23 protein-coding genes and 1 riboswitch are annotated in these 24686 nt (G+C 40.8%); of the genes, 18 read left to right on the top strand and 5 right to left on the bottom strand.

The window, feature by feature from the left end:
- Positions 1 to 1524: a S41 family peptidase gene (locus ACO06Y_RS14450; protein ID WP_422079694.1), complete on the top strand. Its 1524-nt coding sequence runs from the start codon at positions 1 to 3 to the stop codon at positions 1522 to 1524.
- Between the two features lie 115 nt (positions 1525 to 1639).
- Here ACO06Y_RS14450 and ACO06Y_RS14445 read toward each other — a convergent pair whose 3' ends face one another.
- Together ACO06Y_RS14445 and ACO06Y_RS14440 are read right to left on the bottom strand one after the other, a co-directional pair.
- On the bottom strand, positions 1640 to 3058 hold the full coding sequence (locus ACO06Y_RS14445) for a DUF5074 domain-containing protein (protein WP_422079693.1): 1419 nt from the start codon (positions 3056 to 3058) through the stop codon (positions 1640 to 1642).
- A gap of 2 nt (positions 3059 to 3060) precedes the next feature.
- Entirely contained in the window at positions 3061 to 4893 is a 1833-nt protein-coding gene (locus ACO06Y_RS14440; protein ID WP_422079692.1) for a TonB-dependent receptor plug domain-containing protein, read from the bottom strand.
- A 29-nt stretch (positions 4894 to 4922) separates the two neighbouring features.
- Positions 4923 to 5158, bottom strand: a riboswitch (cobalamin riboswitch).
- Between the two features lie 73 nt (positions 5159 to 5231).
- Between ACO06Y_RS14440 and ACO06Y_RS14435 the strand changes: the two genes are divergently transcribed.
- The 6 genes from ACO06Y_RS14435 to ACO06Y_RS14410 all read left to right on the top strand — a co-directional run bounded on the left by ACO06Y_RS14435 (position 5232) and on the right by ACO06Y_RS14410 (position 10694).
- The gene (locus ACO06Y_RS14435) at positions 5232 to 6377 is read left to right on the top strand and encodes an ABC transporter substrate-binding protein (RefSeq protein ID WP_422079691.1); all 1146 of its coding nucleotides are present in this window, start codon (positions 5232 to 5234) and stop codon (positions 6375 to 6377) included.
- Positions 6378 to 7409 (top strand): FecCD family ABC transporter permease, encoded by a 1032-nt coding sequence (locus tag ACO06Y_RS14430; RefSeq protein WP_422079690.1) that lies wholly within the window; start codon positions 6378 to 6380, stop codon positions 7407 to 7409. It begins immediately after the preceding gene.
- Between the two features lie 91 nt (positions 7410 to 7500).
- Positions 7501 to 8295 carry an ABC transporter ATP-binding protein gene (locus ACO06Y_RS14425; protein ID WP_422084181.1) on the top strand — a complete coding sequence of 265 codons (795 nt, stop codon included), beginning with the start codon at positions 7501 to 7503 and terminating at the stop codon, positions 8293 to 8295.
- Positions 8296 to 8360: 65 nt separating this feature from the next.
- Positions 8361 to 9704, top strand: a complete 1344-nt coding sequence (gene rmuC / locus ACO06Y_RS14420; RefSeq protein WP_422079689.1) for a DNA recombination protein RmuC — start codon at positions 8361 to 8363, stop codon at positions 9702 to 9704.
- A gap of 25 nt (positions 9705 to 9729) precedes the next feature.
- Positions 9730 to 10095: a 6-phosphogluconate dehydrogenase gene (locus ACO06Y_RS14415; protein ID WP_422079688.1), complete on the top strand. Its 366-nt coding sequence runs from the start codon at positions 9730 to 9732 to the stop codon at positions 10093 to 10095.
- Between the two features lie 53 nt (positions 10096 to 10148).
- Positions 10149 to 10694: an acyl-CoA thioesterase gene (locus ACO06Y_RS14410; protein ID WP_422079687.1), complete on the top strand. Its 546-nt coding sequence runs from the start codon at positions 10149 to 10151 to the stop codon at positions 10692 to 10694.
- On the opposite strand, the gene pgl is transcribed toward ACO06Y_RS14410, so the two are convergent.
- Complete coding sequence (pgl, locus tag ACO06Y_RS14405) at positions 10675 to 11412, bottom strand: 6-phosphogluconolactonase (protein ID WP_422079686.1); 738 nt, start codon at positions 11410 to 11412, stop codon at positions 10675 to 10677. The genes ACO06Y_RS14410 and pgl overlap by 20 nt on opposite strands.
- A 107-nt stretch (positions 11413 to 11519) precedes the next feature.
- Positions 11520 to 13052, bottom strand: coding sequence for a glucose-6-phosphate dehydrogenase (gene zwf / locus ACO06Y_RS14400; RefSeq protein WP_422079685.1), 1533 nt, complete (start codon positions 13050 to 13052; stop codon positions 11520 to 11522).
- Between the two features lie 296 nt (positions 13053 to 13348).
- Between zwf and gndA the strand changes: the two genes are divergently transcribed.
- Positions 13349 to 14758, top strand: a complete 1410-nt coding sequence (gndA, locus tag ACO06Y_RS14395) for an NADP-dependent phosphogluconate dehydrogenase (protein ID WP_422079684.1) — start codon at positions 13349 to 13351, stop codon at positions 14756 to 14758.
- Positions 14759 to 14877: 119 nt separating this feature from the next.
- A complete protein-coding gene (locus ACO06Y_RS14390; RefSeq protein ID WP_422079683.1) occupies positions 14878 to 15300 on the top strand; it encodes a hypothetical protein in 423 nt (140 codons plus the stop codon).
- Positions 15301 to 15355: 55 nt separating this feature from the next.
- On the opposite strand, the gene ACO06Y_RS14385 is transcribed toward ACO06Y_RS14390, so the two are convergent.
- Positions 15356 to 15556, bottom strand: coding sequence for a hypothetical protein (locus ACO06Y_RS14385; RefSeq protein WP_422079682.1), 201 nt, complete (start codon positions 15554 to 15556; stop codon positions 15356 to 15358).
- 110 nt (positions 15557 to 15666) lie between these two features.
- On the opposite strand from ACO06Y_RS14385, the gene ACO06Y_RS14380 reads away from it, so the two are divergent.
- The 9 genes from ACO06Y_RS14380 (at position 15667) to ACO06Y_RS14340 (ending at position 24634) form a co-directional block, all read left to right on the top strand.
- Entirely contained in the window at positions 15667 to 15885 is a 219-nt protein-coding gene (locus ACO06Y_RS14380) for a helix-turn-helix domain-containing protein (protein WP_422079681.1), read from the top strand.
- A gap of 268 nt (positions 15886 to 16153) precedes the next feature.
- Positions 16154 to 17668 (top strand): FRG domain-containing protein, encoded by a 1515-nt coding sequence (locus tag ACO06Y_RS14375; RefSeq protein WP_422079680.1) that lies wholly within the window; start codon positions 16154 to 16156, stop codon positions 17666 to 17668.
- Positions 17669 to 17989: 321 nt separating this feature from the next.
- Positions 17990 to 19852 carry a hypothetical protein gene (locus ACO06Y_RS14370; RefSeq protein WP_422079679.1) on the top strand — a complete coding sequence of 621 codons (1863 nt, stop codon included), beginning with the start codon at positions 17990 to 17992 and terminating at the stop codon, positions 19850 to 19852.
- 31 nt (positions 19853 to 19883) lie between these two features.
- Positions 19884 to 20552 carry a hypothetical protein gene (locus tag ACO06Y_RS14365; RefSeq protein WP_422079678.1) on the top strand — a complete coding sequence of 223 codons (669 nt, stop codon included), beginning with the start codon at positions 19884 to 19886 and terminating at the stop codon, positions 20550 to 20552.
- A 229-nt stretch (positions 20553 to 20781) separates the two neighbouring features.
- Positions 20782 to 21393 carry a DUF1643 domain-containing protein gene (locus ACO06Y_RS14360; RefSeq protein WP_422079677.1) on the top strand — a complete coding sequence of 204 codons (612 nt, stop codon included), beginning with the start codon at positions 20782 to 20784 and terminating at the stop codon, positions 21391 to 21393.
- A gap of 391 nt (positions 21394 to 21784) precedes the next feature.
- Positions 21785 to 22006 carry a hypothetical protein gene (locus ACO06Y_RS14355; RefSeq protein ID WP_422079676.1) on the top strand — a complete coding sequence of 74 codons (222 nt, stop codon included), beginning with the start codon at positions 21785 to 21787 and terminating at the stop codon, positions 22004 to 22006.
- Between the two features lie 45 nt (positions 22007 to 22051).
- Positions 22052 to 22777 (top strand): hypothetical protein, encoded by a 726-nt coding sequence (locus ACO06Y_RS14350; protein WP_422079675.1) that lies wholly within the window; start codon positions 22052 to 22054, stop codon positions 22775 to 22777.
- Between the two features lie 114 nt (positions 22778 to 22891).
- Positions 22892 to 23602 (top strand): sialate O-acetylesterase, encoded by a 711-nt coding sequence (locus ACO06Y_RS14345; RefSeq protein WP_422079674.1) that lies wholly within the window; start codon positions 22892 to 22894, stop codon positions 23600 to 23602.
- A gap of 375 nt (positions 23603 to 23977) precedes the next feature.
- On the top strand, positions 23978 to 24634 hold the full coding sequence (locus ACO06Y_RS14340; RefSeq protein ID WP_422079673.1) for a hypothetical protein: 657 nt from the start codon (positions 23978 to 23980) through the stop codon (positions 24632 to 24634).
- Positions 24635 to 24686: the final 52 nt, after the last annotated feature.

The raw sequence follows: 24686 nt of genomic DNA, 5'->3' as shown, positions 1-24686 counted from the left end.
TTGATCAAGAAACTTAAATTGTTTCTTTTTTTATCAATAGCCCTTTTGGGCGTTTCCTGTAGCAATGATGATGGCAGCGGAGGATTTGTACTACCTAGGACGGCCAAAGCGGACCAAAGTTTGGTGGAGACCGATATTACGGTACAGAACTTTATGTGGAAGGCCATGAATTTTTGGTATTTCTGGCAGGCCGAAGTACCCAACTTAGCGGATGATGCTTTCGCTTTGGACTCCGAGGGTTCCAGACTGTATACCGAGTTTTTGGCCTCCGAGGATAATCCTGCCGATTTTTTCGACCGGCAATTGCTCTTTAATCAAGATCGGTTCAGTTTCTGGGCCGAGGATTATGAGACATTGACCAAATCCCTGGCAGGCATATCAAGAAGTAACGGGCTGGAGTTCGGGCTGGTCAGTTTTTCGGACAATAATGAAATTTTTGGATATGTTCGCTACATAGTACCCAACTCGGACGCCGCTACCAAGGACATCAGTCGAGGAGATCTTTTTACTGGTGTCGATGGCCAAACCTTAAACAATGACAACTTTGCAGATTTACTATTTGGGGACAATAATACGTATACCCTGAATATGGCCGATATCGATGGTGATGTTGTTACCCCAAATGACAGGGAGGTAACCTTGACCAAACAGGAGAACTTAGCGGAAAATCCGGTCTTTCTAACCCGTTCCTTTGATATAAGCGGGGAGAGAATCGGATACCTCATGTATAACGGTTTTACCAATGAATATGATGAAGACCTCAACAATGCGATGGGAGAGCTTAAATCGGCCGCAATTACCAATCTGGTACTTGATTTGCGCTATAACCCCGGAGGCTCCGTAAATACGGCCCGTCTACTTTCCAGTATGATCTATGGCACGAATACCAGTGACCTATTCTTAAGGGCAAGATATAATGACAGGCTACAGCCCTTGTTCAATGCCGACGATCTAGAACGTAATTTTACGGATAAATCAAGCGACGGTTCGGCACTTAATAGATTGAATTTGAGCAAGGTCTATATACTGACCACGGGAAGTACGGCATCTGCCAGTGAATTGGTCGTCAATGGGCTTGCGCCCTATGTTGATGTGGTACAAATTGGGGAGACCACCCGCGGAAAGAACGAATTTTCCGTGACTATGGTCGATGATCCTGACCATTCTGGAGCGCCCTACGTCTACAGCCCGGAACGTGAGAACAAAATAAATCCCAACAATCGATGGGCCATACAACCCCTTATCGGAAGGAATGAGAATGCAGATGGTTTTTCGGATTATACTTCGGGGTTGGCCCCGGATATCGCCTTACAGGAAGATCTGGCCAATCTAGGGGTACTTGGTGATTTGGATGAACCGTTGCTGGCCAGGGCCATTCAGGATATAACAGGATCTACATCAAAACGAAGTTTTAGCGTAAAACTACCTGCAAATGTAATAACGAGTTCCAAAATGTTCACCCCCGTTAAGGATAATATGTACGTGCATGAAGTCCCAAAATTGGATTTGTCCCTTTTGGAATAATACCGGGTTCTAAAAACAAAAAAACAGCTTGCCAAACCAAGCTGTTTTTTTGTTTATCAATTTTAGTTCAGTAATTCATTCTTTTTTCAAAGATACCCTTATTCAATCAACGAAATTAAAAGTCAAAATCCCCATTGAAATAGACGGCGGTCGGAATTATGGAAACCTCCTCAGAGGTCAATAACGAATTGTCCCCAAGGTCATATACTTCCAAGGAACCATTACTCAAAAAGTCCTTGGCATCTACTCCGAACAATCTACCTTCGTTGATGCTCATGTCGTAAAAGTTCAAATTGGTTATATCCGCCGTAGTAGGAAGGGCGGTATCGGTCATTCCCATGGAGAAAATACTTCCGGACATATAGTAATATAAATTATCACCGTCCAGGGATAAAAATCCAGGATGTTCCGTTTGGGCAAAGGTAAGGGTAGTTTCTACCGTGTTGGAAGTAGTATTTACCTTATCCAACTGTCCGGCGGTTTCATTCCCCGTCCAAGCGGGATTTCCTCCGGAAAGCACCCAAAGTTCATCATTTATCAATTGCATGGAGTTGGGCCTATCAGCAACCGTAATGGTCGTTGTTACCATATTGGTAACCGCATCGATTACCGAAACAATATTGTTTTGGCCAAAACCACCTTGATGGGCCACATAAATAGTATTTTCGTTGGCCAATATACGTTCGGGGCCTTCGGCCACGGCTATTGTTGATTCCACGGTATTGTTCTCCAGGTCTATCACGGCTATAAAATCGTCATCCGGATTAAATCCGTCTCCCCAATTGGTCACGTAACCTTTTCCATTGGCAATGGCCATATAGCGGGGATTCAAAAGGTTGGATTCGCTAGGTCCTCCAATGGTAGCCACGGATTCAAAAGTATAACGGTCTATCACCTCGATTTTTTGGGAGTTGTTCACCACAATATAGGCCATAGCTCCATTAAAGGTCATGCTTTGTGCCGTGTCGCCCCAAACGTCTACCTCGTTTACCGACTTGAAAATGCCGTTTTGAATGCTCGTTAAATCGTTCGACACAAAGGAAATCGAGGCATTTCCCGCTCCAAAATTTCCTTCATGTAAGACCAGAATTCCGTTTTCAAAAGGGAAGGAATCATTATCCGTGAGCGTTAGAGTCACGGAATTTGCAGAACCGATAAAATCTGTCCCTCCGTCCACAGCGGTCAGGGTAATGATAATCGCCTCACCGGATTCAACCTCATCATCATCGTTCAGCGCCAATTCCAGAGTCGTCGAAGTCTCTCCCATGGCTAGGGTAAGCGTTCCCGGTAAGGCTCCAAAGTCCTCACCGGAGGTTGCACTACCGGAAACTTCATACGTCAATACAACATCGGCTGCAAAGGCCTCGGTAGTGGTAAAGGTAAGTACAATAGTGCCTTCGGCTTCGGAAAACGTATCCCCGGAAACCGAAATTCCCACTCCAGGTGCAAAAGGCGCATCATTGTCATCATCGCTACATGAGGTAAACAACAATCCGGCCATGGCCGTAATCATAAAGAATCTGCTTTTTTTCATTATCAAAAGTTTACTATTAATTGGGTTTGAATATTTCTATTGGGCATTGGTCGTAAGGCGATGTTCTCGTAATAGGTATTGAAAAGATTGTTCACGGTACATCCTAGGCTATATTTTAATTTTCCCTTGGCAATCGGGGAATAGGTAATTCCCGCATTGGCAACTTGATAATCCTCCAACTCCCCTCCAATGATGGATACTGCCCCAGTATATAAATGCTGGTAGAATACGCTAAAATCTGAAATACGATAGGCAAGGGAAACGTTGCCCCGATGAAAGGGAACGTAAATCAGTTGTTCATTGGTTTCCCGATCTTCGGAAACGGTATAGGCATAGTTAGCCTTGAAATCAATTTGTTGTTTTTTATGGATGGGATATGTTACGCCAATTTCTCCCTCCAAACCGTAAATCCGCACCTGATCTACATTGGTGGGCGACCATAGCCCCTGACTATTGGGGAGCCAACGGATCATATCCTCGGTACGGATGTAATAACTGTTCAGGTTTAATGAAAACCCACCAAATCGTAGGCGATGACCCAAATCAACTTGATAGGAACGTTCCGGGACTAAATTCAGATTACCTCCAGGTTGCCAATAAAGGTCATTAAAGGTGGGCATCCTAAAGTTTCGGGATGCATTAATCTGTAGGGCATAATGGTCATTAAGCTTATATATGCCATCCAAGGAAAAAACCATGGGATTGGAAAAATCCGAAGAAAAATCCTGCCGAAGACTAAGATTATAAGTCATTTTTTCGGATACGGTATGCTTCAATACCGCAGTAACCGAAGCATCATTGCGTTCCGGGTTTCCGAAACTACTCCCCTTGCCTTTAAAATGGTTGTATTCCAAAAAAGAGTTTAATCGGAATACCTTCGAAAGTGCAGCATCCAAGGAATAACGGGCCAACAAAGTGGTGACCCTGCCACTTGAAAAAATATCCGAATCCTTATTCTCAAAATACTTGAACTCCTCATGCAAGTGGGCCAGTTTTATTTTTGAGGCGGCCTTTTCCCCAAAACGCCCCCACTCTAACTGGGTACGATAATGATTGTCTTTATAACGACTTCTACCCGGAGCTATCAGAGTACCCGAAAGATTGCGATCTCCGATAAAACTTTGGTGATACAGTCGCAAGACTTGTTTATCGGACAGAACATAACCCGTATTGAAGTTTAGGTTAATGTTTTCAAATTCACCATTACGATTTCGGTCATCGGTTTCCAAATACCTATAATCGTTATCCGATTGGGTGTAATTGATTCCGAAACTAGTGGACCATCTACCTGTTCCAAAACTCTGATTGTAGTTGGCATTCCGCGTATCAAAACTACCATAGCCTATAAACACCTGCTGGTCAAAATGCTTCTCAAAACGCAGGTCGTTGTTTAAATGAACACTGCCCCCTATGGCCCCTGTACCAAACTGGACACTCCCTCCCCCACTTCGGATGCCTACGGAGCTATAATTAAAGGGATTTATGGTATTGAAGTCTACCTGACCGTTCATTTGGGAATTGATATTTATCCCATTCCAAATTACGGCCGTGTGCGAGGCATTGGTACCCCTAAATGCCGGGGAAGATACCATACCCAACCCGTTTTCCTTAAAATAGATATTGGAATTAAAGGTAAGAAGCGAAGTAAGAAAAGAACCGTGGCGTTGTATGGTACTATCCTTTAGCTCGGTTACCTTATGTCCCTCGGCATAACGTTTTATCCGAGTATCGGATACGACGACCTCCTCCAGTTCCCAAATAGGTGTTTCCTGGGCGGAGAGTTGTCCTAAAATGGACAATGCAAATACTACTATTATGAATATATGGTTTTTCACCCTTTAAACCTTTATCCCGAAAGTTTAATACGATTTGTTTGAATTTGGCAGGTCTCCTGACTTGCTTTATGTTGTTTGGCCTTCCCATTTACACCGACTTTGTCTCAATGTGAACAGTGGCTTTGTAGAAAACAACATCCTTTCAAAGGAGCCAGAACCTGTCTGGCCTAAGCTTACAGTTGCGGGAACAGTCCCAGATTTTCACTGGATTCCCTTTTAATCCTATTGAACCAAATCAACAGGAACCAAAATTCATAGCGAAAGTAAACATTTTGTTTAATCTTTCAAGCGAAAAATTAAATAATACTACTTTTGAGGTGAACAAAAAATGGTTTCTTTTGAGAAAAATAACACTTGGTGTACTTGTAATCTTGGTATTCGCCTGTAAACCAGAAAAGAAAGAAGTACCCCGGCCAGCCTCTCCTTTTGAACAAATTAAGATAGCCCATGCCAAAGGTTTTTCGATCGAGAAAAATGATTCAGGAATCACTACGATACAGATAACCTCGCCTTGGCCCAATTCGGAAATAGCCTATACCTATGCCCTGATACCCAAGGATATTTTGGCGTATACCACCTTGAATAGGGATGCATACGATGCCATTGTAACCACACCGGTAGAGCGGATTATTGTGACATCTACCACCCATATCCCGGCCTTGGAAGCTCTGGGGGTTATGGATAAATTGGTAGGGTTCCCCACTACGGATTATATATCTTCCAAAACGGCAAGGAAGCAAATTGATGAAGGTAAGGTCAAGGAACTTGGTAATAATGAGGAAATAAACACGGAGATGACCCTTGCCTTGAATCCGGACGTTGTGGTAGGGTTTGGCATTAGCAATCAAAACAAGGCTTATGAAACGCTACAGCGGTCTAATATACCTGTGGTATACAACGGTGACTGGACCGAAGAAACTCCACTTGGAAAAGCGGAATGGATCAAGTTCTTTGCTCCATTTTTTGGAAAGGAAGCAAAAGCAGACAGTGTTTTCAAGGAAATTGAAAAATCGTATAAAAGCGCGAAAATCCTAGCCCAAAAAGCAAGTGTTAGACCCACGGTCCTAACGGGCGGCCTTTATAAGGATGTTTGGTACGTAGCGGGCGGTAATAGTTGGATGGCCCGTTTTTTGGAAGATGCCCAGACCAACTACCTTTGGGCGGATACAGAAGATACCGGCAGTCTTTCCTTAAGTATGGAAAGTGTATTGAGTAAGGCGCAAAATGCTGAATTTTGGTTGAATCCTTCTAGGATTACCTCCTATGATGAATTGAAAGAAGCCAACCGACATTACCTTCAGTTCGCCGCTTATGAAAACCGCAGCATCTATTCCAACACGATTACGCAGGGAGATACCGGAGGGCTCATATATTATGAACTGGCCCCTCAACGGCCTGATTTGGTCTTAAAGGACCTTATCCATATATTTCACCCAGAACTGCTACCCGACCACAAACTTTTCTTTTTTAAGCCCTTAGAGTAGTTGAAACGGAACAATTCATATTACATTTCATTCTTGATATTGACCCTGGCATTGATTCTTTGTTTTGGGCTTAACATAAGTTTGGGCTCCGTATCCATTCCGTTTTCCGCAACGATAAATTCACTTTTGGGTGAGCCTGTTCAAAATGATTCGTGGAACTATATTATATGGAACTATAGGGTTCCCAAGGCCTTTACCGCACTTTTGGTAGGTAGCGGACTTTCCTTGAGTGGATTATTGATGCAGACGCTTTTTAGAAATCCCTTGGCAGGCCCTTTCGTACTAGGTATTAGTTCAGGGGCAAGTTTGGGAGCGGCCCTGTTGATTATGGGAATTTCCCTTTTCCCAGGATTGGTAACTTTTGGATTTGTAAACGATGTTTCCTTGGCCATAGCCGCCAGTTTGGGAAGTTTCTTGGTATTGTTGATCGTCATGGTCGTTGCGGTACGCGTGAAGGACACCTTGGCCCTATTGATCATAGGGTTGATGTTCGGTAGCATTACGGCTGCCATTGTAAGCGTACTGTCCTATTTTTCCGATGCCGAAAAACTACAGCAGTACATTTATTGGTCCTTTGGGAGCGTTGGAAACCTGTCCTGGGGGCAATTATTGCTTTTGTTGGGAATAATTTTGATAGGAATCACATTGGGCATAGCCTCCATTAAATCCTTGAATGCCCTGTTGCTCGGTGAAAAGTACGCTCAAAGCCTAGGTATCAACATGAAGCGATCTCGATATGTTATAATCATTTCCGCCGGATTACTGGCCGGAGGGGTAACGGCATTTGCAGGGCCTATTGCCTTTGTAGGCCTGGCCGTCCCTCATTTGACCAGACAAATCTTTAATACCACCGATCATAAAGTTCTCCTACCTGCGGTTCTGGTGTACGGGGGCATCCTGATGTTGTTATGCGATACGGTAGCCCAAGTACCCAACTCGGCCAGTGTCCTACCCATTAATGCCATTACCAGTATTTTGGGGGCACCGGTGGTAATCTGGTTGTTGGTAAGAAAACGGAAAATGATTTTTTAAAAACGATATATGAACAAATATCTTGACGAAAACATAGACCTTTGAACTTTCCCTATTTAACTTTTTACCTTTACAGCACAAATCATAGACTATTAAATCTGCAACTCTACATAGCGCCCTGGAAATCAAAAACCTATCCGTAGGTTACCCGAGCAAAAGGGAGGATATCCTCATCGCCAGGAATATAGACTTTGGCTTAAACTCAGGGGAGTTATGTGCGATCATTGGTGTAAATGGTATTGGAAAATCCACGTTGCTACGGACCATAGGGAAAGTACAACCCAAACTATCCGGTGAAATCCTTATGAAGGGAAAACCCTTGAATACCTATAAGACTTTGGAACTGGCCTCCACGGTAAGCATTGTACTTACCGAATCTATTGCCTCAAAAAATTTATCGGTGTTGGAGTTGGTAGCCTTGGGCAGACAACCCTACACCAATTGGATCGGAAAATTGACGCAAAAGGACAAGTCCAAGATTTTGGAAGCGTTGGAGGTGCTGGAGTTGACCGAACTTCAACATAAAAAGTGCTACGAACTTAGTGATGGCCAATTGCAAAGGGCCTTGATCGCGCGTGCCTTGGCCCAGGAAACTACTTTGATGCTATTGGACGAACCCACTTCCCATTTAGATCTCTATCATAAGGTACAGATCTTAAAATTGCTAAAGTCCATTGCCCATAAAACCCGAACTACAGTTTTATTTACAAGTCATGAAATTGAAATGGCTATCCAATTATGTGATAAAATACTGATTCTGGGAAAAGGGGAAAACTATTTTGGAGATCCTTGTGAGCTTATTGAGCAAAAGGCATTCGAGAAATTATTCCCGACGGATACGGTAACTTTTGATGCGGGATCCGGTTCGTTCCGTATAGAAAAGTAGCTTCCGCAATATTCAGGTTTTAACGCTCAAACCTGTATCTTTACTTTTAAGAATTAGTAACAAGAATGAGTGAATCCGTAATATATCTTGTGGTCGGGCTGGTGTGTTCAGGACTTGGTTTTGTATTGGGCCATTATATCCAAAACTTAAAAACAAAATCCAACCAAAGTGCACTGGAAGAGCGTGAGCAGCAGTTACGGAACAATGTTGCGGTTCTTGAAGACAGATTGAACAATGCCGAAGAACTGCGGACACAACTGCAATCCGAAAAAGAAGCTTTGGGAAACCAAATTGTGCGGTATCAGGCCGATTTGGAAAACCTTCAAGCAAAAAACTCGGAACAAAAGGAAGAAGTAGAAAAATTACAGGACAAGTTTACTAAAGAATTTGAAAATCTGGCCAACAAGATCTTGGATGAAAAAAGTCTAAAATTTACGGAACAGAATCAAAAAAATATCAAGACCATCCTTAACCCCTTACAGGAAAAAATTCAGCTTTTCGAGAAAAAGGTAGAGGAAAGCCAAAAGGAGAATATCAGTATACATTCCGCCTTAAAAGAGCAACTGTTGAACCTCCAAAACCAAAACCTGAAGATTACCCAAGAGGCTGAGAACTTGACCAAAGCTTTGAAAGGCGATAGCAAAATGCAGGGAAATTGGGGCGAATTGGTCCTGGAAAGGGTATTGGAGAAATCGGGCCTGGAAAAGGACAGGGAATATTCGGTCCAACAAAGTTTTACTTTGGACGATGGGACCCGTGTATTGCCCGATGTCATCATTCATCTTCCCGATGGAAAAAAGATGGTCGTGGACTCCAAGGTATCCCTGACCGATTATGAAAGATATATCAATGCGGAAGATGAACTACGGGAAAAATTTCTTAAGGACCACATCAATTCCCTCAGAAAACATGTAGACCAATTATCGGCCAAGAAATACGAGGATCTCTATGAAATGGAAAGCCCCGACTTTGTGTTGATGTTCGTACCAATTGAACCTGCATTCGCCATTGCAATAAACCAGGATAACTCTTTGTATAACAAGGCGTTCGAGCAAAACATAGTTATTGTTACACCTTCCACCTTATTGGCCACCTTACGGACTATAGACAGCATGTGGAACAATGAAAAGCAACAACGGAATGCCATAGAAATTGCTAGACAGGCTGGGGCCCTATATGACAAGTTTGAAGGCTTTGTATCCGATTTGACCAAAGTGGGCAAAAAAATGGACGATGCCAAAACGGAGTACAAAGGGGCTATGAACAAGCTGGTAGAGGGCCGGGGCAATATCATCACCAGTATAGAACGACTAAAGAAAATGGGGGCCAAGGCCAAAAAGTCTATTCCCGAACCGATACTGAAACGCGCCCAAGAAGACGATTTTGAAGAACCGAAGTTAAAATTGTAAACGATATCTTCCCGAAACCTATTCCATGAAAAAAGCATTGTTTATTACCCTGGGAGCCATAGTAGTACTGTTTTTGCTCATCTATGCCTTTATTTATTTTGTTCCCTACAGTCAAGGCTATCGCTCGGGCGAACTTATCAAATTCAGCAATAAGGGCGTATTGGTCAAAACTTGGGAGGGAGAGATAAGCCAGGGGATATCCGGAGCACAGATTTTTTCCTTTTCCGTTTTGGACAAGGAAAAGGAGGTCATCCAACAATTAAAGGACTACCAAGGCAGGTATGTTAAAGTAACTTATATAGAGCGCTTTGCCACCTTTTTTTGGTTGGGCGACACTAAATACTTCATTACCGAAGTCCAAGAAGAGCAATCCCCCCATTTTAGAAACTGAATAGATTTAGGTGATGCGAACTTGAATTTGCGCTTGAATTTTAAATTTTTAACATGGAATCATTTAAAACCGCCCGCGAATCAAGGGTTTCTATTACAGAATTGATGCTCCCCTCCCACTCTAATTTCGGGGGAAAAATACACGGCGGTCATATCTTGAACCTTATGGACCAAATTGCCTTTGCCTGTGCCTCCAAACACTCCCAAAGATATTGTGTTACAGCTTCGGTAAACCGAGTGGATTTCTTAAGTCCCATAGAAGTAGGGGAACTGGTCACCTTAAAGGCTTCCATTAATTATACAGGGCGGACCTCAATGGTGGTAGGCGTACGGGTAGAATCCGAGAACATAACCACGGGGAAGCGAAAGCATTGCAATTCCTCCTATTTTACTATGGTGGCCAAGGATGGGAACGGTAAAAGCGTACCCGTGCCGGGACTAATCCTTGAGGGAGAACAAGGTATACGGCGCTTTGCCCGGAGCAAAATACGTAAGGAAGAGGCTTTTGAGCGGGATACCCGATTTGACGAAGCTACCTTTGTTCCAGAAGAACACCTTGGGCTATTGCAGGATGAAAACGTTAAGATTGATCTGGGGTAATTCCTTGGGCAGCGGCCTGATCCAAAAACCACTTTAAGTTCCCAGAAGTCGGGGATACCAAACTTGCCGGATACTTTTTGTAATCTCCCTCCTTTTGAATAACTTCCCGTACCTTTTCCACCTTACTATCCCCAGTGACCAAAAAAGCAACTTCCTTAGCCGTGTTTATGACCTGGCCCGTAATTGTAATCCGCTTTTGCCCACCTCGATGGCTATCGGGGGGATGTGTTGCCACTACACAGTGTTCCGCGGCATCCCAAAGGCTTATTTCATGTGGGAATATGGAAGCCGTATGGCCATCATCGCCCATACCCAAAATGACCAAATCAAATTGTGGGACGCCATTAACCCTATCCAAATTGATTTCCAAAAGATTGGCATAGCGGTAAGCCTCCCGAAGTGGTTCGCCCTCGCCCAAAATCCGATGGATATTTTCCTCGGGCACCTCAATCTTTGAAAAGAGATGTTCCATAGTCATTTTGTAGTTGCTCTGATCATCCGTTGGTGGAACACAGCGTTCATCCCCCCAGTAAAAATGAATCTTGGACCAATCGATTCCGTCCGCAAAATCCGACGCCAATACATCAAAGACTATTTTAGGAGTACTCCCTCCAGAAAGGGCAACGTGAAAGATATTCTTTCCTCGTACCAAATCCGCAAAGAACTTCGAAAACTCTTGTGCGACTTCGTTCTTATCCCGATAAACATTCGTTTTCATACAAACTTTTTAAACATTTATTACCCCTTCCCGCTAACCATCAACCAACATCTAACGACTGACAACCGACAACTCACCTCTAACATCTAACATCTAACATCTAACATCTAACAAATTACACAGAACCCTGGATCATCGGCCAAATTTTCACTTGGATTGCGCCACATCCCAACGCCATCAATAAGCTCGTCCGCATTGGTCGGTCCCCATACCCCGGCGGAATACCCATAGGTACGTACCTCCTTGCCATTTTTCCAATATTCCAAAATGGGGTCTACGAATTCCCAGGCGGCCTCTACCTCATCGGCACGCGCATATAAGGTTGCATCCCCTTGCATAGCGTCCAAGAGCAAGCGTTCATACGCTTCCATTACATGGTTCTCCACCAAATTGGAGTAGTAAAAATCCAAATTGGCCCGTTCCACCTTAAAGCCCTGTCCCGGAACCTTTACCCCAAATTTTATCAACATCCCTTCATCCGGCTGAATGCGAATAATCAATTTGTTGTCCTTGTTAAATACCCCGGAATCCTTAAAAATCTGATGATGGGGCGTTTTAAAATGGATGACGACCTCGGTGACCTTGGTAGGCATACGTTTGGCCGTACGTACGTAAAAAGGTACATCGGCCCAGCGCCAATTATCCACAAAGAATTTAATGGCCGCATAGGTCTCCGTGGTAGATTCCGGATCCACCCCTTCCTCTTCCCGATAGCCCTTTACCTTCTCACCGTCCACTTCAGAAGCTACATATTGCGCGCGAATGGTATTCTTATAGAGCGTCTCCTCGTCCTTCATAATACGGAGGGACTTCAGGGCCTTTACCTTCTCGTTTCTGATTTCCTCAGCATCGGGGCCAATGGGCGGCTCCATAATGACTAGGGAAACGATCTGTAATAAATGGTTCTGGAACATATCGCGCAACGCACCGGATTTGTCATAATATCCTCCCCTTTTCTCCACGCCCACGCTTTCTGCATTGGTAATTTCCACATGATGGATATAATTCCGGTTCCACAACGGCTCAAAAATGCTATTGGCAAAGCGAGTCACCAACAAATTCTGTACGGTTTCCTTCCCTAAATAGTGGTCAATACGGTATATCTGGGGTTCCTTAAAGTATTTCTGAAGTCCTTTGTTCAAATCCCGGGCACTCCTTAAGTCATAACCGAAAGGTTTTTCCACAATTAACCGTTTCCAGCCACGGGAGTCATCGTTAAGGCCCTGTTCCGCCAGGTTCTTGGACACTATCTCATACAGGCTGGGCGGTGTTGAAAGGTAAAAGATATAGTTGCCATCGGTTTTGAACGCTACGTTCAAGTCCGCTATCCGTTTGGCCAGAGCGCCATAGTCCGTATCATAATTGCTACCCAAATCCTCATAAAAAAGCTTGCTGGCAAAAGCATTTGCAAAATCCGTTCCTTGCTCCCCTATTCTGTCCGATAAATATTTGCTCTCGGTCACCACTTTTTTGCGAAATTCCTCATCAGAAAGGTTACTACGGCTTACGCCAAGTACCACAAAATTTTTGGGCAGATGCCCACCCTTAGCAAGATTAAAAAGCGCCGGTACCAACTTCCGGGCGGTCAGGTCTCCCGAGGCACCAAAAATGACGAGCATCTGATTTTCTGTTCTGTTCATGACTTAAACCTTCATTTAATTATGTGTTGTATCCAACATATCCCCGACTTTGGAATCGATAAACATGCCATCCTAATAATCCAATAGCTATAGTCGTATACCCTACGAAATGCTAACCTTTGGTTTACAATTGGGCGTTATTCCTCCCTACTTCCCGTTGTCCGTTTAAATATAACTATCCCAAGGGAGTTTCCAAGGAGAATACGAACAAAACCGGATAATTTCATTTATTTTTGAGTACATCCGATTTTCGGGTGGATTTTCTTTATAAAACACCAACAACTATATAGATTTACATGGATAAGAAATACGATTTTGGATTGATAGGCCTTGGCGTTATGGGTCGTAATTTTATTTTAAATGTGGCCGATAATGGGTTTACCGCCTTTGGGAACGATTTGGATGAGGAAAAGGTAAATGCCCTAAAAAAGGAGGGCGGTGATTTGGCCAAGGTGAATGCCACCTCGGATGTGAAGACCTTTGTAGAAGGATTGGCAACACCCCGAAAAATCATGTTGCTCGTCCCTGCCGGGAAAATCGTGGATGCCGTTATCGAAGGGGTGCTCCCCTATTTGGATAAGGGCGATATTTTAATCGACGGAGGGAATTCCTTTTTTACGGATACCGACCGCCGGGAGTCCTATCTACAGGAAAAAGGCATTCATTTTTTTGGTGCCGGGGTTTCCGGAGGAGCCAAGGGCGCGCGATTGGGGCCTAGCATAATGCCCGGAGGTTCAAAGAAAGGCTACGCTCCCGTACAACCTATTTTCGAGGCGGTGGCGGCCAAATATGAAGGAGAACCTTGCGTGGCCTATTTGGGGCCAAAGTCGGCCGGAAATTATGTAAAAATGGTGCACAACGGTATCGAGTATGGCCTAATGCAATTGACTTCCGAAATCTATGACGTGCTCAAAAAAGGGGGTGATTTCAATAATGACGAATTGCACAAAACCTTTGCCCAATGGAACTCAGGTCGCCTACAGTCCTTTTTGGTAGAGATTACTTCCGAGATTTTTGAAAAGGAGGATGATTTGGGCGACGGGCGACTCGTAGATCAAATTCTGGACAAGGCCAAACAAAAAGGAACCGGCAAATGGACCTCCCAAAATGCCATGGATCTGGGCATTCCTGTACCTTCCATCGATATTGCGGTAAGTATGCGGGAAATCTCGGCCCTAAAGGATGAACGCATACAGGCGGATGTCCTGTATGACCGGCCCACAGTCCAGAAAATGGATAAAGCAGGCTTGGAACGGATGGCTGAGGAAGCCCTTTATTTTTCTTTTATCGTTACCTATGCCCAGGGGTTACACCAATTGGCGGATGCCTCCCGGGAATATGGGTATGATCTGGATATCGCTACTATTGCCAAAATCTGGCGGGCCGGCTGTATTATCCGCGCCGGGCTTTTGGCAGATATTACCCAAGCCTTTAAAGCGGATGCCGAAATACCCAACCTGTTGCTCTCCCCTACCTTTGTGAAAAAGGTACAAAGTACCGTGAGAGCGGCTCGTGAATTGGTGGCCTATGCCGCCAAAAATGGGATTCCCGTTCCGGGACTTTCCAATTCGCTGACTTATTTTGATGCCTATACGGCTACCCGGCTACCCTTAAACCTCATCCAGGCGCAACGCGATTATTTTGGCTCACATACCTATGAGCGGTTGGATCGGGAAGGTATCTTTCATACGGAATGGGAGGGGTAACGTTAAAAAAGAAATAAACGTACCTAGGTACGCTTATACAATTGTTATCTTCAATAGCTCAAAAAAATATGAACAGAACCTTATTAATCTTAATACTTCTTTTTCAGACATCCTTTTTTATGGCAGGACAAAATGATAATAGTTTTGATATTCAAGCAGATAAGGTGGAGGAAACTTCTAACTCCGAAATTCAAATCTTTAAGAAAAAATTCGAAAAATGGGTTAAATCTTTCCAAAATGATTCCCTTAAACCAAATTTAAAAGTCGAACGAATGATAAACAACTTCATTCTATTTTCCGAAGACGGACTAATGATGAAGGATTTGAAATTTCATACTGTCGAATCCTGCAAAAATGAAATTATTGCCAATCTTCCAAGTCGAGAAGGTAAAACTGAGGAGAAAGATTGGGTTTATGTGACTTTGGAAAGTCAAGTGAATAAGTCCCAATTAATCGAAGTACTAAGTTTCCTGAGAGAAAAGAATATCGAGTACCAATTCGGGCAAGAAGATGAGTTTATTCCAAAAATGATTAAACAGTAAACCGTTGAATGACGGAATTGCCAATCTTAACGCAACTGTTGCACGTACGGACTTCTTACTCTGACGAGCATTCTCGTTGCCTTAAAACGTCTATAACCACTCTAATGGCAGAAACCACATCCTGAACTTCTTTTTGCCCGAAAGTATCTTCCTCTAGGTAAAAAAGCATTTCAATTCCCTTATCCAAGAAGTCCGCCAAACCTCTTGAGCTACCATAACTATCCTTGATCAGTTCAAAAAAATACTCATCGTTCATGGTCATAATATATTATGATACTAATGTATTGCTTTATTTCAAATAGTCATAATATAATATGACTAATGTCCCGTTTTATCTCGTCAATTTTGTTTTGTAAGTAAGATGCAATGTTAACAAAGAAAGAGTTATCGATTAAAATTGGAGACCGAATCAAACAGCTTAGAAAGGATAGAAATATCTCCCAAGCCGAGTTGGCCAGACTATGCGAAAGGGACAAACAACATATTGAACTGATAGAAAACCATAAAGTTTCCGCCAATACCTATACTCTTTACACCATTGCCGAAGCCCTGAACATTAAACTAAAAGAACTGTTCGACTTCTAGAAAAAGTGGGCCGCAAAGGACTTCACTCGGACGCAACTGTTGCGAGACTTTACTCAAGCCGAATAAAAATGAAAACGAAATTAGAACGTGCCTACTCACACGTGTCGCTACAGAAGATAACAATACCTATAATTCAGACTTCCCTCCCAAACCAATGGAAATTTCTTACTTTTAATCGGCTCGATTTTACAGCCTGAAAATACTACCGTATTTTCCAGACCGAAATCATAGCCTAACCGTTATCGGCAATTAAACTTCAACTAATACAGTGAAATATAATTATCCTGAACATTATGCCAATGATTTTCGGTCTGCTTTAAAACTTGCTGAAGAGCTAAAAGAATCTGGAGAATACGATTTATTTAGAGGACAAAGGCATACTTTTCCAATTCAACCATCTGCTCATCGAGATGGAGTAGATATAAAGGAAGTCAATCAAAGATTGAAAAAATTCGCAGAATGGGTTCACCAAACACCAGATCTGAATTCACTGCACGATAATGAAAATTCAATTATAGCAGTCGCTCAACATTATGGTTTAAAAACACCTTTTTTGGACTTTTCCTATTCTCCAAAAATTGCTGGATTCTTTGCGACAGATGGTGGCATACAGGGTGATACCGGAACTATTATATGTGTAAATAAAATAAGATTTCTCAATTCATGGAATGACATGAATCAAAGACGATACGAAAAAGAAGGTCACATATTGACTGATATTATAGAAATAGATGTAAAGAACCTATGGCGATTGCAAGCTCAAGAGGGTGCGTTTTTAAGGTGCCATGTTGACCCATCATATCTTGAAATGTTTTCTTGTTTTTTACACATTTATTTTCCACAAAACCCAAGCTTAGAAATTCTTGATAAAGAAAAAATTTATCCATCGTCCAAGAGTCATTTAGAAGTTCTACTAGATCAATATTTTTTGATTGAAGGCTACCCAGAACGCGATAAGAATATGCAAAAAATCTTTGTCCACAAAATCCATATTGGAAGAGAAGATAGCACTAAGAAGGAAATATCAAGTTTTTTTTCTCAAAATAAAATTCCTGATATGCATGAATCATGGTTATCAGAATTTGCTGAAACTTGGGCTAAAGAACCAAATGAAAGGTATTTTAGTAGTACATCTTTTGTTGAAGTAGAGATATCACTTCCTGATTTTAACAATAAAGATGATTTAGGAAATTATATTTTTAAACAGTTGAAAAAAGTCATTTCTGGAAGAGATGAATTTACAAGAAGTCACATAAAATGGAATATTCAGTCAGAGGACAGAATGCAACTTTATGTTGACGGAGAAGGTGGGATTTCAAAAAAGAAAGATGAGTTTACTGAATTTACGGTAGCTGAAATGGTGAATTCGATCTATTCAGGAATGAGATATTTACCATATAGCAATAATCAAATCTCTAGGACAATTGCAAGATATATAACAATAATTTCATTTAGACTCTATGATGTTTTTAGTGATCCTGAGGGAATTGAAATACTAGGTCGAAAAGTCAGAGGCAGGGGCTTTTGTAGTAAACAAAGAATATTAAATGCCCTTCGCCCAGATTTTTACAAATTGATTAAAAAGGAAAGACTAAATGATTCTGGGAAAATGGATTTCAGAGATACATTATATTGCGCTAGATATATTAAATCCGCTTACACTTTTGAAAAATTTATTAATCTAATGTCTGAAGATATAATACCTTCTACTGCCGCCACCCCAATAGAAGGCTTAGTTATAAACACCAATCCATATTATCTTGACATAATTGGAGAAAGTTAATTTTAAGCTTTCTATCTTATTAAAAAGCAAGAAAAAAGCCGATAACAACGTATATAAAAAATAGCGATATACCGCTTAATCGAGAGAAAACGAACAAATTAAAGGTCTGTTATAACCCGAAAAGTTAGTGTTTGAACCCGCTACCTTTCATATACAAACCGTTCTAAGTAAGTTTGAAGAACTAATCAGAATTTTAAGAAAGTTACAACCAAGAAATACTTATTTGTCCAATCAAATAGACCATAAATCGAAAAATCCCGTTTCGATTTTATAATGAAGTGTATTCTTAGTATTCTTGTCTACAACCCAAAATCAATAGCTATGAAGGTGATCCAAAAAAGATGGACTAATCGCCTAATGCAGTTTCTTTTTTTTAGCCTATTTCTTTCATGTTCATTTGAATTTTCGGAAGATTATTTTGTCGATTTGGAACAGCCTGAATCCAGTGCGATAATGACTGTCTCCTTATTAGAAAACAATATGATTGTTTCTCAACCTATAATGGCAAGCTATGTTTTTAACGGAAACAACAAGCATAGACTATATGATGTAAATGTGGCAATAGACGATCGGGGAATTTTAGGAAGTACAAATACTAGTGACTCTTTTGAAATTAGTCCTGATGCGTTATCAGAAGGGGAACATGAAGTTGTAATAAAATTTCAATATTCTTCGGGTTCAGGAAGTCTGGCCGACCTGAATGAAATTGAACGTTATGAAGGTGTTTTACGCTACACGATAATTGTCGACAAATCTAGCCCCAAGCCAATAACAATCTTAGGGGTAGAGGTAATTGACGGTTCCATTTTCCTTAATTGGAATTCAGTTGAAGACAATATTTTTCAAGAAGCCTATCTAAATGTATATCCTCCAGATGATTACCCGGCCCGGAGAAAAATTGAGCTCGACCAAGATATCATAAATAGCCTGCAGTTCAATGATACCATTAGCACAGATTTAGCCATGGATTTTAGCATAACCTTAAAAAATAGATATGGTGAAACGGAGGGTGAGCGAATTAATTTGACCCTAGAGAAACCAAAAATGTATGGAGAAATTATAGATGGTTCGAGCTATACGTTTATTTGGGAAGAACATCCGCTCTACAACAATTTTGAGAATTACAATTATAATGTGCGCCCAAATAACAATTTTGTTACACTTAGCAATAGAGGGGGCGAATATGTAGTCAACGATGCACCTACTTTTGGGCAGCAGGAATACCATTCGCTTGACTTACAAAGAAATAACAGTGGTTATGGCCTACACCATGTATCTGAACGAATACATTTCGGTAAGACTTTTGATGTGCCCTGGGGTAGAACTTACGTATTCGGCAAAGAAAGAAACTCAATTTTCACGGTAGTTTTAGATGGCTCAAGCTCTTTTAATGCACCAAGGGATGTCTTGTTATATGAGCTTGACCCCGAAAATCTAGAAGTGTTAAATTCAAGAAACCTCTTTACGATTTACGATAGTTATGTTGATTTAATAGTTGATCCCGTTACCAATGATCTTATTTTAGATTTATTTGACTCTTCATTCATTGTTGACCCTTCTTCACTGACCATCAAAGAAACTTTTGAATCAACAGATTACGTGCCCCCTTCAAATTTTATTTTTACCCGTTTGAGGAATAGATTCTTAATTATTGAAAGGACCAATGGCAGCGATGTTTCAATCTACAACACCGAGACTGATGAATTGGTATACCAAGACGTAGTGGATTATAGTTTTTTTATAGCTGAAGATGGTTCGGCGATTTTTAATCAAGGAACAATATATCTGCTTAATAATCAATCTTATGAAGCAATAGAAACATTAGAAACCACAAATAACGTTTCGGCTCATGAGGTCATTTTTATCCCAGAAAAGCAATTATGCGTATACAGTAATGTTTATGGCAATCCTGTAATATATAGTTACGGGCAAAATACTTCAATAAACGTTTCTGAAATAACCAACATATATAAAATAAAATATGATGCCGTAAACGAAAAGCTAACTATGTTTGAAAGGGATTATGACGGTTATCAGATTGACATGGCCCATTTGGTCAATTTAAATGGGCAAGTAGAAAAATCTATGGAGTGTTTTGAAAACAATACCGGGCTCCATTATTATCCATTGAACCGTAAGCTTATTTCTAACCAAGGTCTTTTCTTAGATACTTATTTTAACTAGACATATGAGATTCGTTTTTATACTAGGGTCTATGATACTTTTTTTTGTGCATCCAACAAATGCTCAAAGTGGAAAGCTGTTTTTTGAGTTCAACTACAACACTTTTTTCCACGGATCTTTAAAGAACTTTCAAGAAGAATTTGTAAATGATGTCACCGAGGTAGATGTTCAGATAAATGATAATTTTCCATCCAATTATGGGTTTACCATAGGTTATAAAATCAATTCAATAAATACTTCAATTTTCGGAAGTTATACTAATACGGGCGGTAAAATTTCATATTCAGACTTTTCAAGTACGATAAGATTAACCCAACCCTTAACTGGCTATACTTTAGGTGGTATTTATGAGTTTGCTCTTTTAGGAGATAAAAATACTGGTGAATTAATGTTGGGCGCAAAGGGTTTTGCCTCTTACAGCACTTTGGACATTGTAAGTTTTAATGAGATTAATGGTAGCGGAGAAACAGAAACGATATCAACTTCATCATTTGACCTGGGAGCAGGTATTGGTGTGATTTATGAATATCCTATTTCCATAATCAGGTTGAGGGCAAGTGTAGGGTTTGATGTGGTCTTTGGCGGAAAGCAATTCTTAAAAGAAGACCGTGACTTTTTTATTGAAGATAATTCAGGTAGTCCAGTAAGAACTGGTTGGACTGGGGCAAGATTAGGTATTGGCGCTTCGATACCTTTATAAATAATTCATTTGTAAAAAGCTGGAAGAACAAAACCTACGCACAAAACGCGTGTATAATTAATTACGTGCGGAAATTCAACAAGTAAATTTCCTGCAATCAATTATCTTTAGTACTGATGGATATTTCCGTCACGCAAACATGGTTAATTGGAAATGTATTTTATTACTCGTCTAAAAGATCACTGCACATTATTCAAGAAAATCATGCTGAATTAGAACTTAAAAGTTAATGAAATCAAATCGCGGAATTATTTGCCTCCCTAAAAAAGACGGCGAAAAACGATTTGTAATCGGAAAACCGGGGAAACGGAATTTACTTTGCGTGGGTATCAATCCAAACACCGCTGATAGGTCAAAACTTGACCCGACTTCCCGGAATGTAGAAAAAATTGCGCTGAACAATGGTTATGACGGCTGGGTATTGGTAAATCTCTATCCCAGACGCACCAAGAAAGTATCCTTTTTGGAAAGAGAACCGGACAAGAAATTGTTTTGGCAGAACTTAAACCTAATCCGATCCATTGCGAGCAAAAGCCAATTCGGATTTGACAGAGTTTGGCTGGCTTGGGGAAATGATATTGACGCTTTACATCAACCTTATCTAAAGGAAAGTGCGTACCATTTATGTGCGATGTTGCGAGAATTTGATTTGGATTTTGTTTCGGCCGGAACCAATAATTCCGGGCATCCCACACATCCAAGCCCACAGGCAATGGCCCAAAAGTTTGGAAAAAAATCAAAAGATGTTACCCTTACGTCCTTTGATGTTAAGAGCTATATGACGAGGGTAAGGAAAACAATAAAGATTCATCACGAGATTATAATCAATAGCATCGAATGATTCGGACATGGAAGAGTTGTTAAAAAGATGGAAGGCGGTATACTTGGCATGACATTGGTGAAAGGGCAAAATTGGTGTTGGCCAGCATTCAAACCATGTAAGCGTTAAAAATCTTGAAAAAATACAATAGAATTGAAAAAGAAAACAAAAAACTCGGCACAACAATGGTACCTATGAAAAGTACTAAGAAGGCATCCTCTATCTTTTCCTCCAATTCACGTAAATCGCCCTTGCAAAGATCACACATATAACTATCAATACAACGCACCACCACAAGACCTGCTCGTAGAACTCATCGTCCCTGTACAGTGCTTCGATATTTTCATCGACCTTAAGGAATAAGACCAAAATTGATTGTAGCTTTCCCATAGATTATTTAAAATACCCAATAATGGTCGCAAATCAATACATCAAGGGTGAACGGGCCATAAATTGGACGAATCACTCAGATGCCCCTCCCATACTTCACGTAATACATGATACACCGGATAGTTTTTATACGATTCGCCACAATGTGGAAAATGTTACCGGAAGACGACAATACCTGGAAGGATTGACAAAAACCAATAAAGGAACACCCAGTGTCGAGACGGCCGTTTATGCAACGGGATAAAAGCGTAAATTGAGGCGGATACAACCGGTTCGCTAGCGTATGTCAATGAAAAACCTTTTTCTATTTTTACTATTTCTACTTGCCTCATGCAACAATTTGGAAAAAGAAAAGGTTGTCAAAAAAATTAGCCTTGAAAACAGAACCTTTGTACTCATCCCAGAAAACAATAAAGGTACTTTAACTGTCCAGTTTATGGACTCGACTTGCAATCTTCTAGAGTTAAAAGAGTATAACAAACCTTGGAGGTTAGTAAATTTTGAAGGTTCCAACACTCTTGTATTGAGTCATATGATAATTGCACTTCATCGAGAAAATGACTCAACGCTAATCGGATATAATATTGGTGAAAGGGACGTTAGACTAAGGTTGGAGGAAAAAAAACCAAAATGGAAATTGGATAAAATTCTTGGAAAATGGACAGAAGAAAGGTGGGTTGGAATTGAAAAATCCAATATCGCTCCTCCTCCTGCAAGAATAAGGGAACATGATAGTATTTGGCCACCATATTATAAAATTTCCAAAAATAGTATAACGAGTTACTGCATGGGTATTGATTCAACTCAAATACAAATGGACAACTCTTTATCGTTTATCACAATGAAAGGGAATCTTTATACAGATTTTGTCGGATACCAAAAGGATTGGAAATTATTAGACGTGACAGACAGCTCACTTATTATTGAAAGAAGATATACGAAAGACTTTTCGGATTCAAATGCATTTTCTTATTCGGATAGCACCGAAACTCTACGGTTAATTAAAAAACGTTAGCTAACAAAGTTTCCAATAATTTATGGGGCATGACTTGCCCGTTTTTTCGTATTTTCAATCAAATTAAAAATCGTTTGACAGAGGCCACGATGCCAGTCACGGACCATGAACTCAATGAAATCACGATATACGCTAATCGTTTGTTTGGTAACAATTTTCCTCATCTCCTGTAACTCGAACCCAGGCAAACATCTCTTTATCCTTTCCGGACAGTCCAATATGGTGGGGCTACTTCCCGAGGAGTCCTTTACCCCTGCCCTGGAGGCCCATTTTGGAAGGGACAAGGTGATTATTGTAAAGGATGCACATGGCGGTCAACCTATCCGACGATGGTACAAGGATTGGAAACCTTTACAGGGCAATGGGCCCAAGGCTCAACCAGATTTGTACGATTCCCTTTGGATCAAAATCCATACATCCATCCAGAAAGAGAACATCACGACTGCCACGTTTATCTGGATGCAGGGGGAGCGGGATGCCCGGGAAGAATTGGGGGACGTCTACGAAAAAAGCTTGGTCGGACTATACGATCAGCTCTCTGCAGACCTAGAACGGAACGACCTCAACTTCATCATTGGACGGTTGAGCGATTTTGATATGCAGAACGAAAAGTATCCGCATTGGACCCTCATACGAGATATTCAGGTAAAGGTTGCGGAATCCGATTCCCGTTTTGGATGGATAGATACGGACGACCTCAATGATGGGTACAACAGGAAAGGAGAGAAAATCAAGAACGATCTCCATATGTCCGAAGAGGGCTATATAAAAATGGGAAAGCGTTTTGCCAAAAAATCAATTCAGGTCATTGAAAACCTGAAATAATCGTGAAAACCATATAAAAAATCACCGTTTGTTTGGGTGATATTACAGTTCTATCGCTCATACGTAAGGTTTTAATGGCTTGGTGAAATAAAGGCAAGGAGCATAAATCTCCATAATTTGTTCGTATTCAAGCTTAGCGTATAACGTCAAAATTATGAAACTTACCGAAAAAGGGCAGATTCATAAATCAGAGTATGATTACTTTGCTACTTCCATAGGATTATTACGAAAATGAATTTGCCAAACTTTGAAACTATTTCTGCTTGGATAATTGGGCTCTGTAGGGATTAGAACGCAAAATGATAAATCATCATGCAATGACTTTTTATTGCGGAAATGGCCTTAAAATCAAATAATCGTTAAAATATAAAGTTCATGGATGTAATAAGGAATATAAAAGAAGTTTTCAATCAAGTATTCGTTACCAAAAAACTATTGGGGAGCATTTTTTTTGGGGTAGTCCCTGCGTTGATATTCTACATCATATCCTTAATCGGACTAAATTCGGTAGGGTTCGGAATTATGGAAATATTACGAGATCCCGCACAACAAAGTGGAACATCCAGTTTTCTTGGTTTTATGTCGAATATTGGAATTTGGTTATGGATTAGTTCAGCGGCTATTTGTTTTTTTTTCGTTTTTGCTCCGCGCAAAGTTGTTAGGAAGAACTTCAGGGAGCTTTTCTTCCTAACGGGCATGTTGTCCATATTGCTTGCAATCGATGATTTTTTTATGATTCATGATCGTTATGTAAATCAAAAGATTTGCTATTTGGCCTATGCAATTTTTGCGGTCACCCTTTTTATTCGTCATTATAAAACGATTATAAGACTAGAAGGTTTTGCTTTTTTATTGGCGGGAGCTTTTCTAGCACTATCTATTTTTACGGACTTGATTCAATCCAGAGTTCCACTGAGTTATGAATATGTCCAGGTAATCGAAGAAGGATTTAAATTTACCGGAGCCGCTACTTGGTTGTATTTCAATACCCGAGTCCCATACTCTCTTCTGAATACAAATTGCCAAAGTTAATCTTAAGAGAATTTGTGGAGATTGAATTTGTATTCAAAAAAGTCTTGAATCT

The sequence above is a fragment of the Ulvibacterium sp. genome (assembly GCF_965228935.1).
Classification (GTDB): Bacteria; Bacteroidota; Bacteroidia; order Flavobacteriales; family Flavobacteriaceae; genus Ulvibacterium.
This window is presented reverse-complemented; position numbering and strand designations above follow the sequence as displayed.

What these genes read in the sequence shown, in the direction of transcription:
- ACO06Y_RS14415 (WP_422079688.1), top strand. Translation starts at nt 9,730, where the DNA reads ATGAAAAAAGCATTGTTTATTACCCTGGGAGCCATAGTAGTACTGTTT.
- ACO06Y_RS14390 (WP_422079683.1), top strand. Translation starts at nt 14,878, where the DNA reads ATGGCAGGACAAAATGATAATAGTTTTGATATTCAAGCAGATAAGGTG.
- ACO06Y_RS14355 (WP_422079676.1), top strand. Translation starts at nt 21,785, where the DNA reads ATGGTCGCAAATCAATACATCAAGGGTGAACGGGCCATAAATTGGACG.
- ACO06Y_RS14360 (WP_422079677.1), top strand. Translation starts at nt 20,782, where the DNA reads ATGAAATCAAATCGCGGAATTATTTGCCTCCCTAAAAAAGACGGCGAA.
- ACO06Y_RS14340 (WP_422079673.1), top strand. Translation starts at nt 23,978, where the DNA reads ATGGATGTAATAAGGAATATAAAAGAAGTTTTCAATCAAGTATTCGTT.
- ACO06Y_RS14385 (WP_422079682.1), bottom strand. Translation starts at nt 15,556, where the DNA reads ATGAACGATGAGTATTTTTTTGAACTGATCAAGGATAGTTATGGTAGC.
- zwf (WP_422079685.1), bottom strand. Translation starts at nt 13,052, where the DNA reads ATGAACAGAACAGAAAATCAGATGCTCGTCATTTTTGGTGCCTCGGGA.
- ACO06Y_RS14380 (WP_422079681.1), top strand. Translation starts at nt 15,667, where the DNA reads ATGTTAACAAAGAAAGAGTTATCGATTAAAATTGGAGACCGAATCAAA.
- ACO06Y_RS14410 (WP_422079687.1), top strand. Translation starts at nt 10,149, where the DNA reads ATGGAATCATTTAAAACCGCCCGCGAATCAAGGGTTTCTATTACAGAA.
- ACO06Y_RS14345 (WP_422079674.1), top strand. Translation starts at nt 22,892, where the DNA reads ATGAAATCACGATATACGCTAATCGTTTGTTTGGTAACAATTTTCCTC.
- rmuC (WP_422079689.1), top strand. Translation starts at nt 8,361, where the DNA reads ATGAGTGAATCCGTAATATATCTTGTGGTCGGGCTGGTGTGTTCAGGA.
- ACO06Y_RS14445 (WP_422079693.1), bottom strand. Translation starts at nt 3,058, where the DNA reads ATGAAAAAAAGCAGATTCTTTATGATTACGGCCATGGCCGGATTGTTG.
- ACO06Y_RS14370 (WP_422079679.1), top strand. Translation starts at nt 17,990, where the DNA reads ATGAAGGTGATCCAAAAAAGATGGACTAATCGCCTAATGCAGTTTCTT.
- ACO06Y_RS14365 (WP_422079678.1), top strand. Translation starts at nt 19,884, where the DNA reads ATGATACTTTTTTTTGTGCATCCAACAAATGCTCAAAGTGGAAAGCTG.
- gndA (WP_422079684.1), top strand. Translation starts at nt 13,349, where the DNA reads ATGGATAAGAAATACGATTTTGGATTGATAGGCCTTGGCGTTATGGGT.
- ACO06Y_RS14350 (WP_422079675.1), top strand. Translation starts at nt 22,052, where the DNA reads ATGAAAAACCTTTTTCTATTTTTACTATTTCTACTTGCCTCATGCAAC.
- pgl (WP_422079686.1), bottom strand. Translation starts at nt 11,412, where the DNA reads ATGAAAACGAATGTTTATCGGGATAAGAACGAAGTCGCACAAGAGTTT.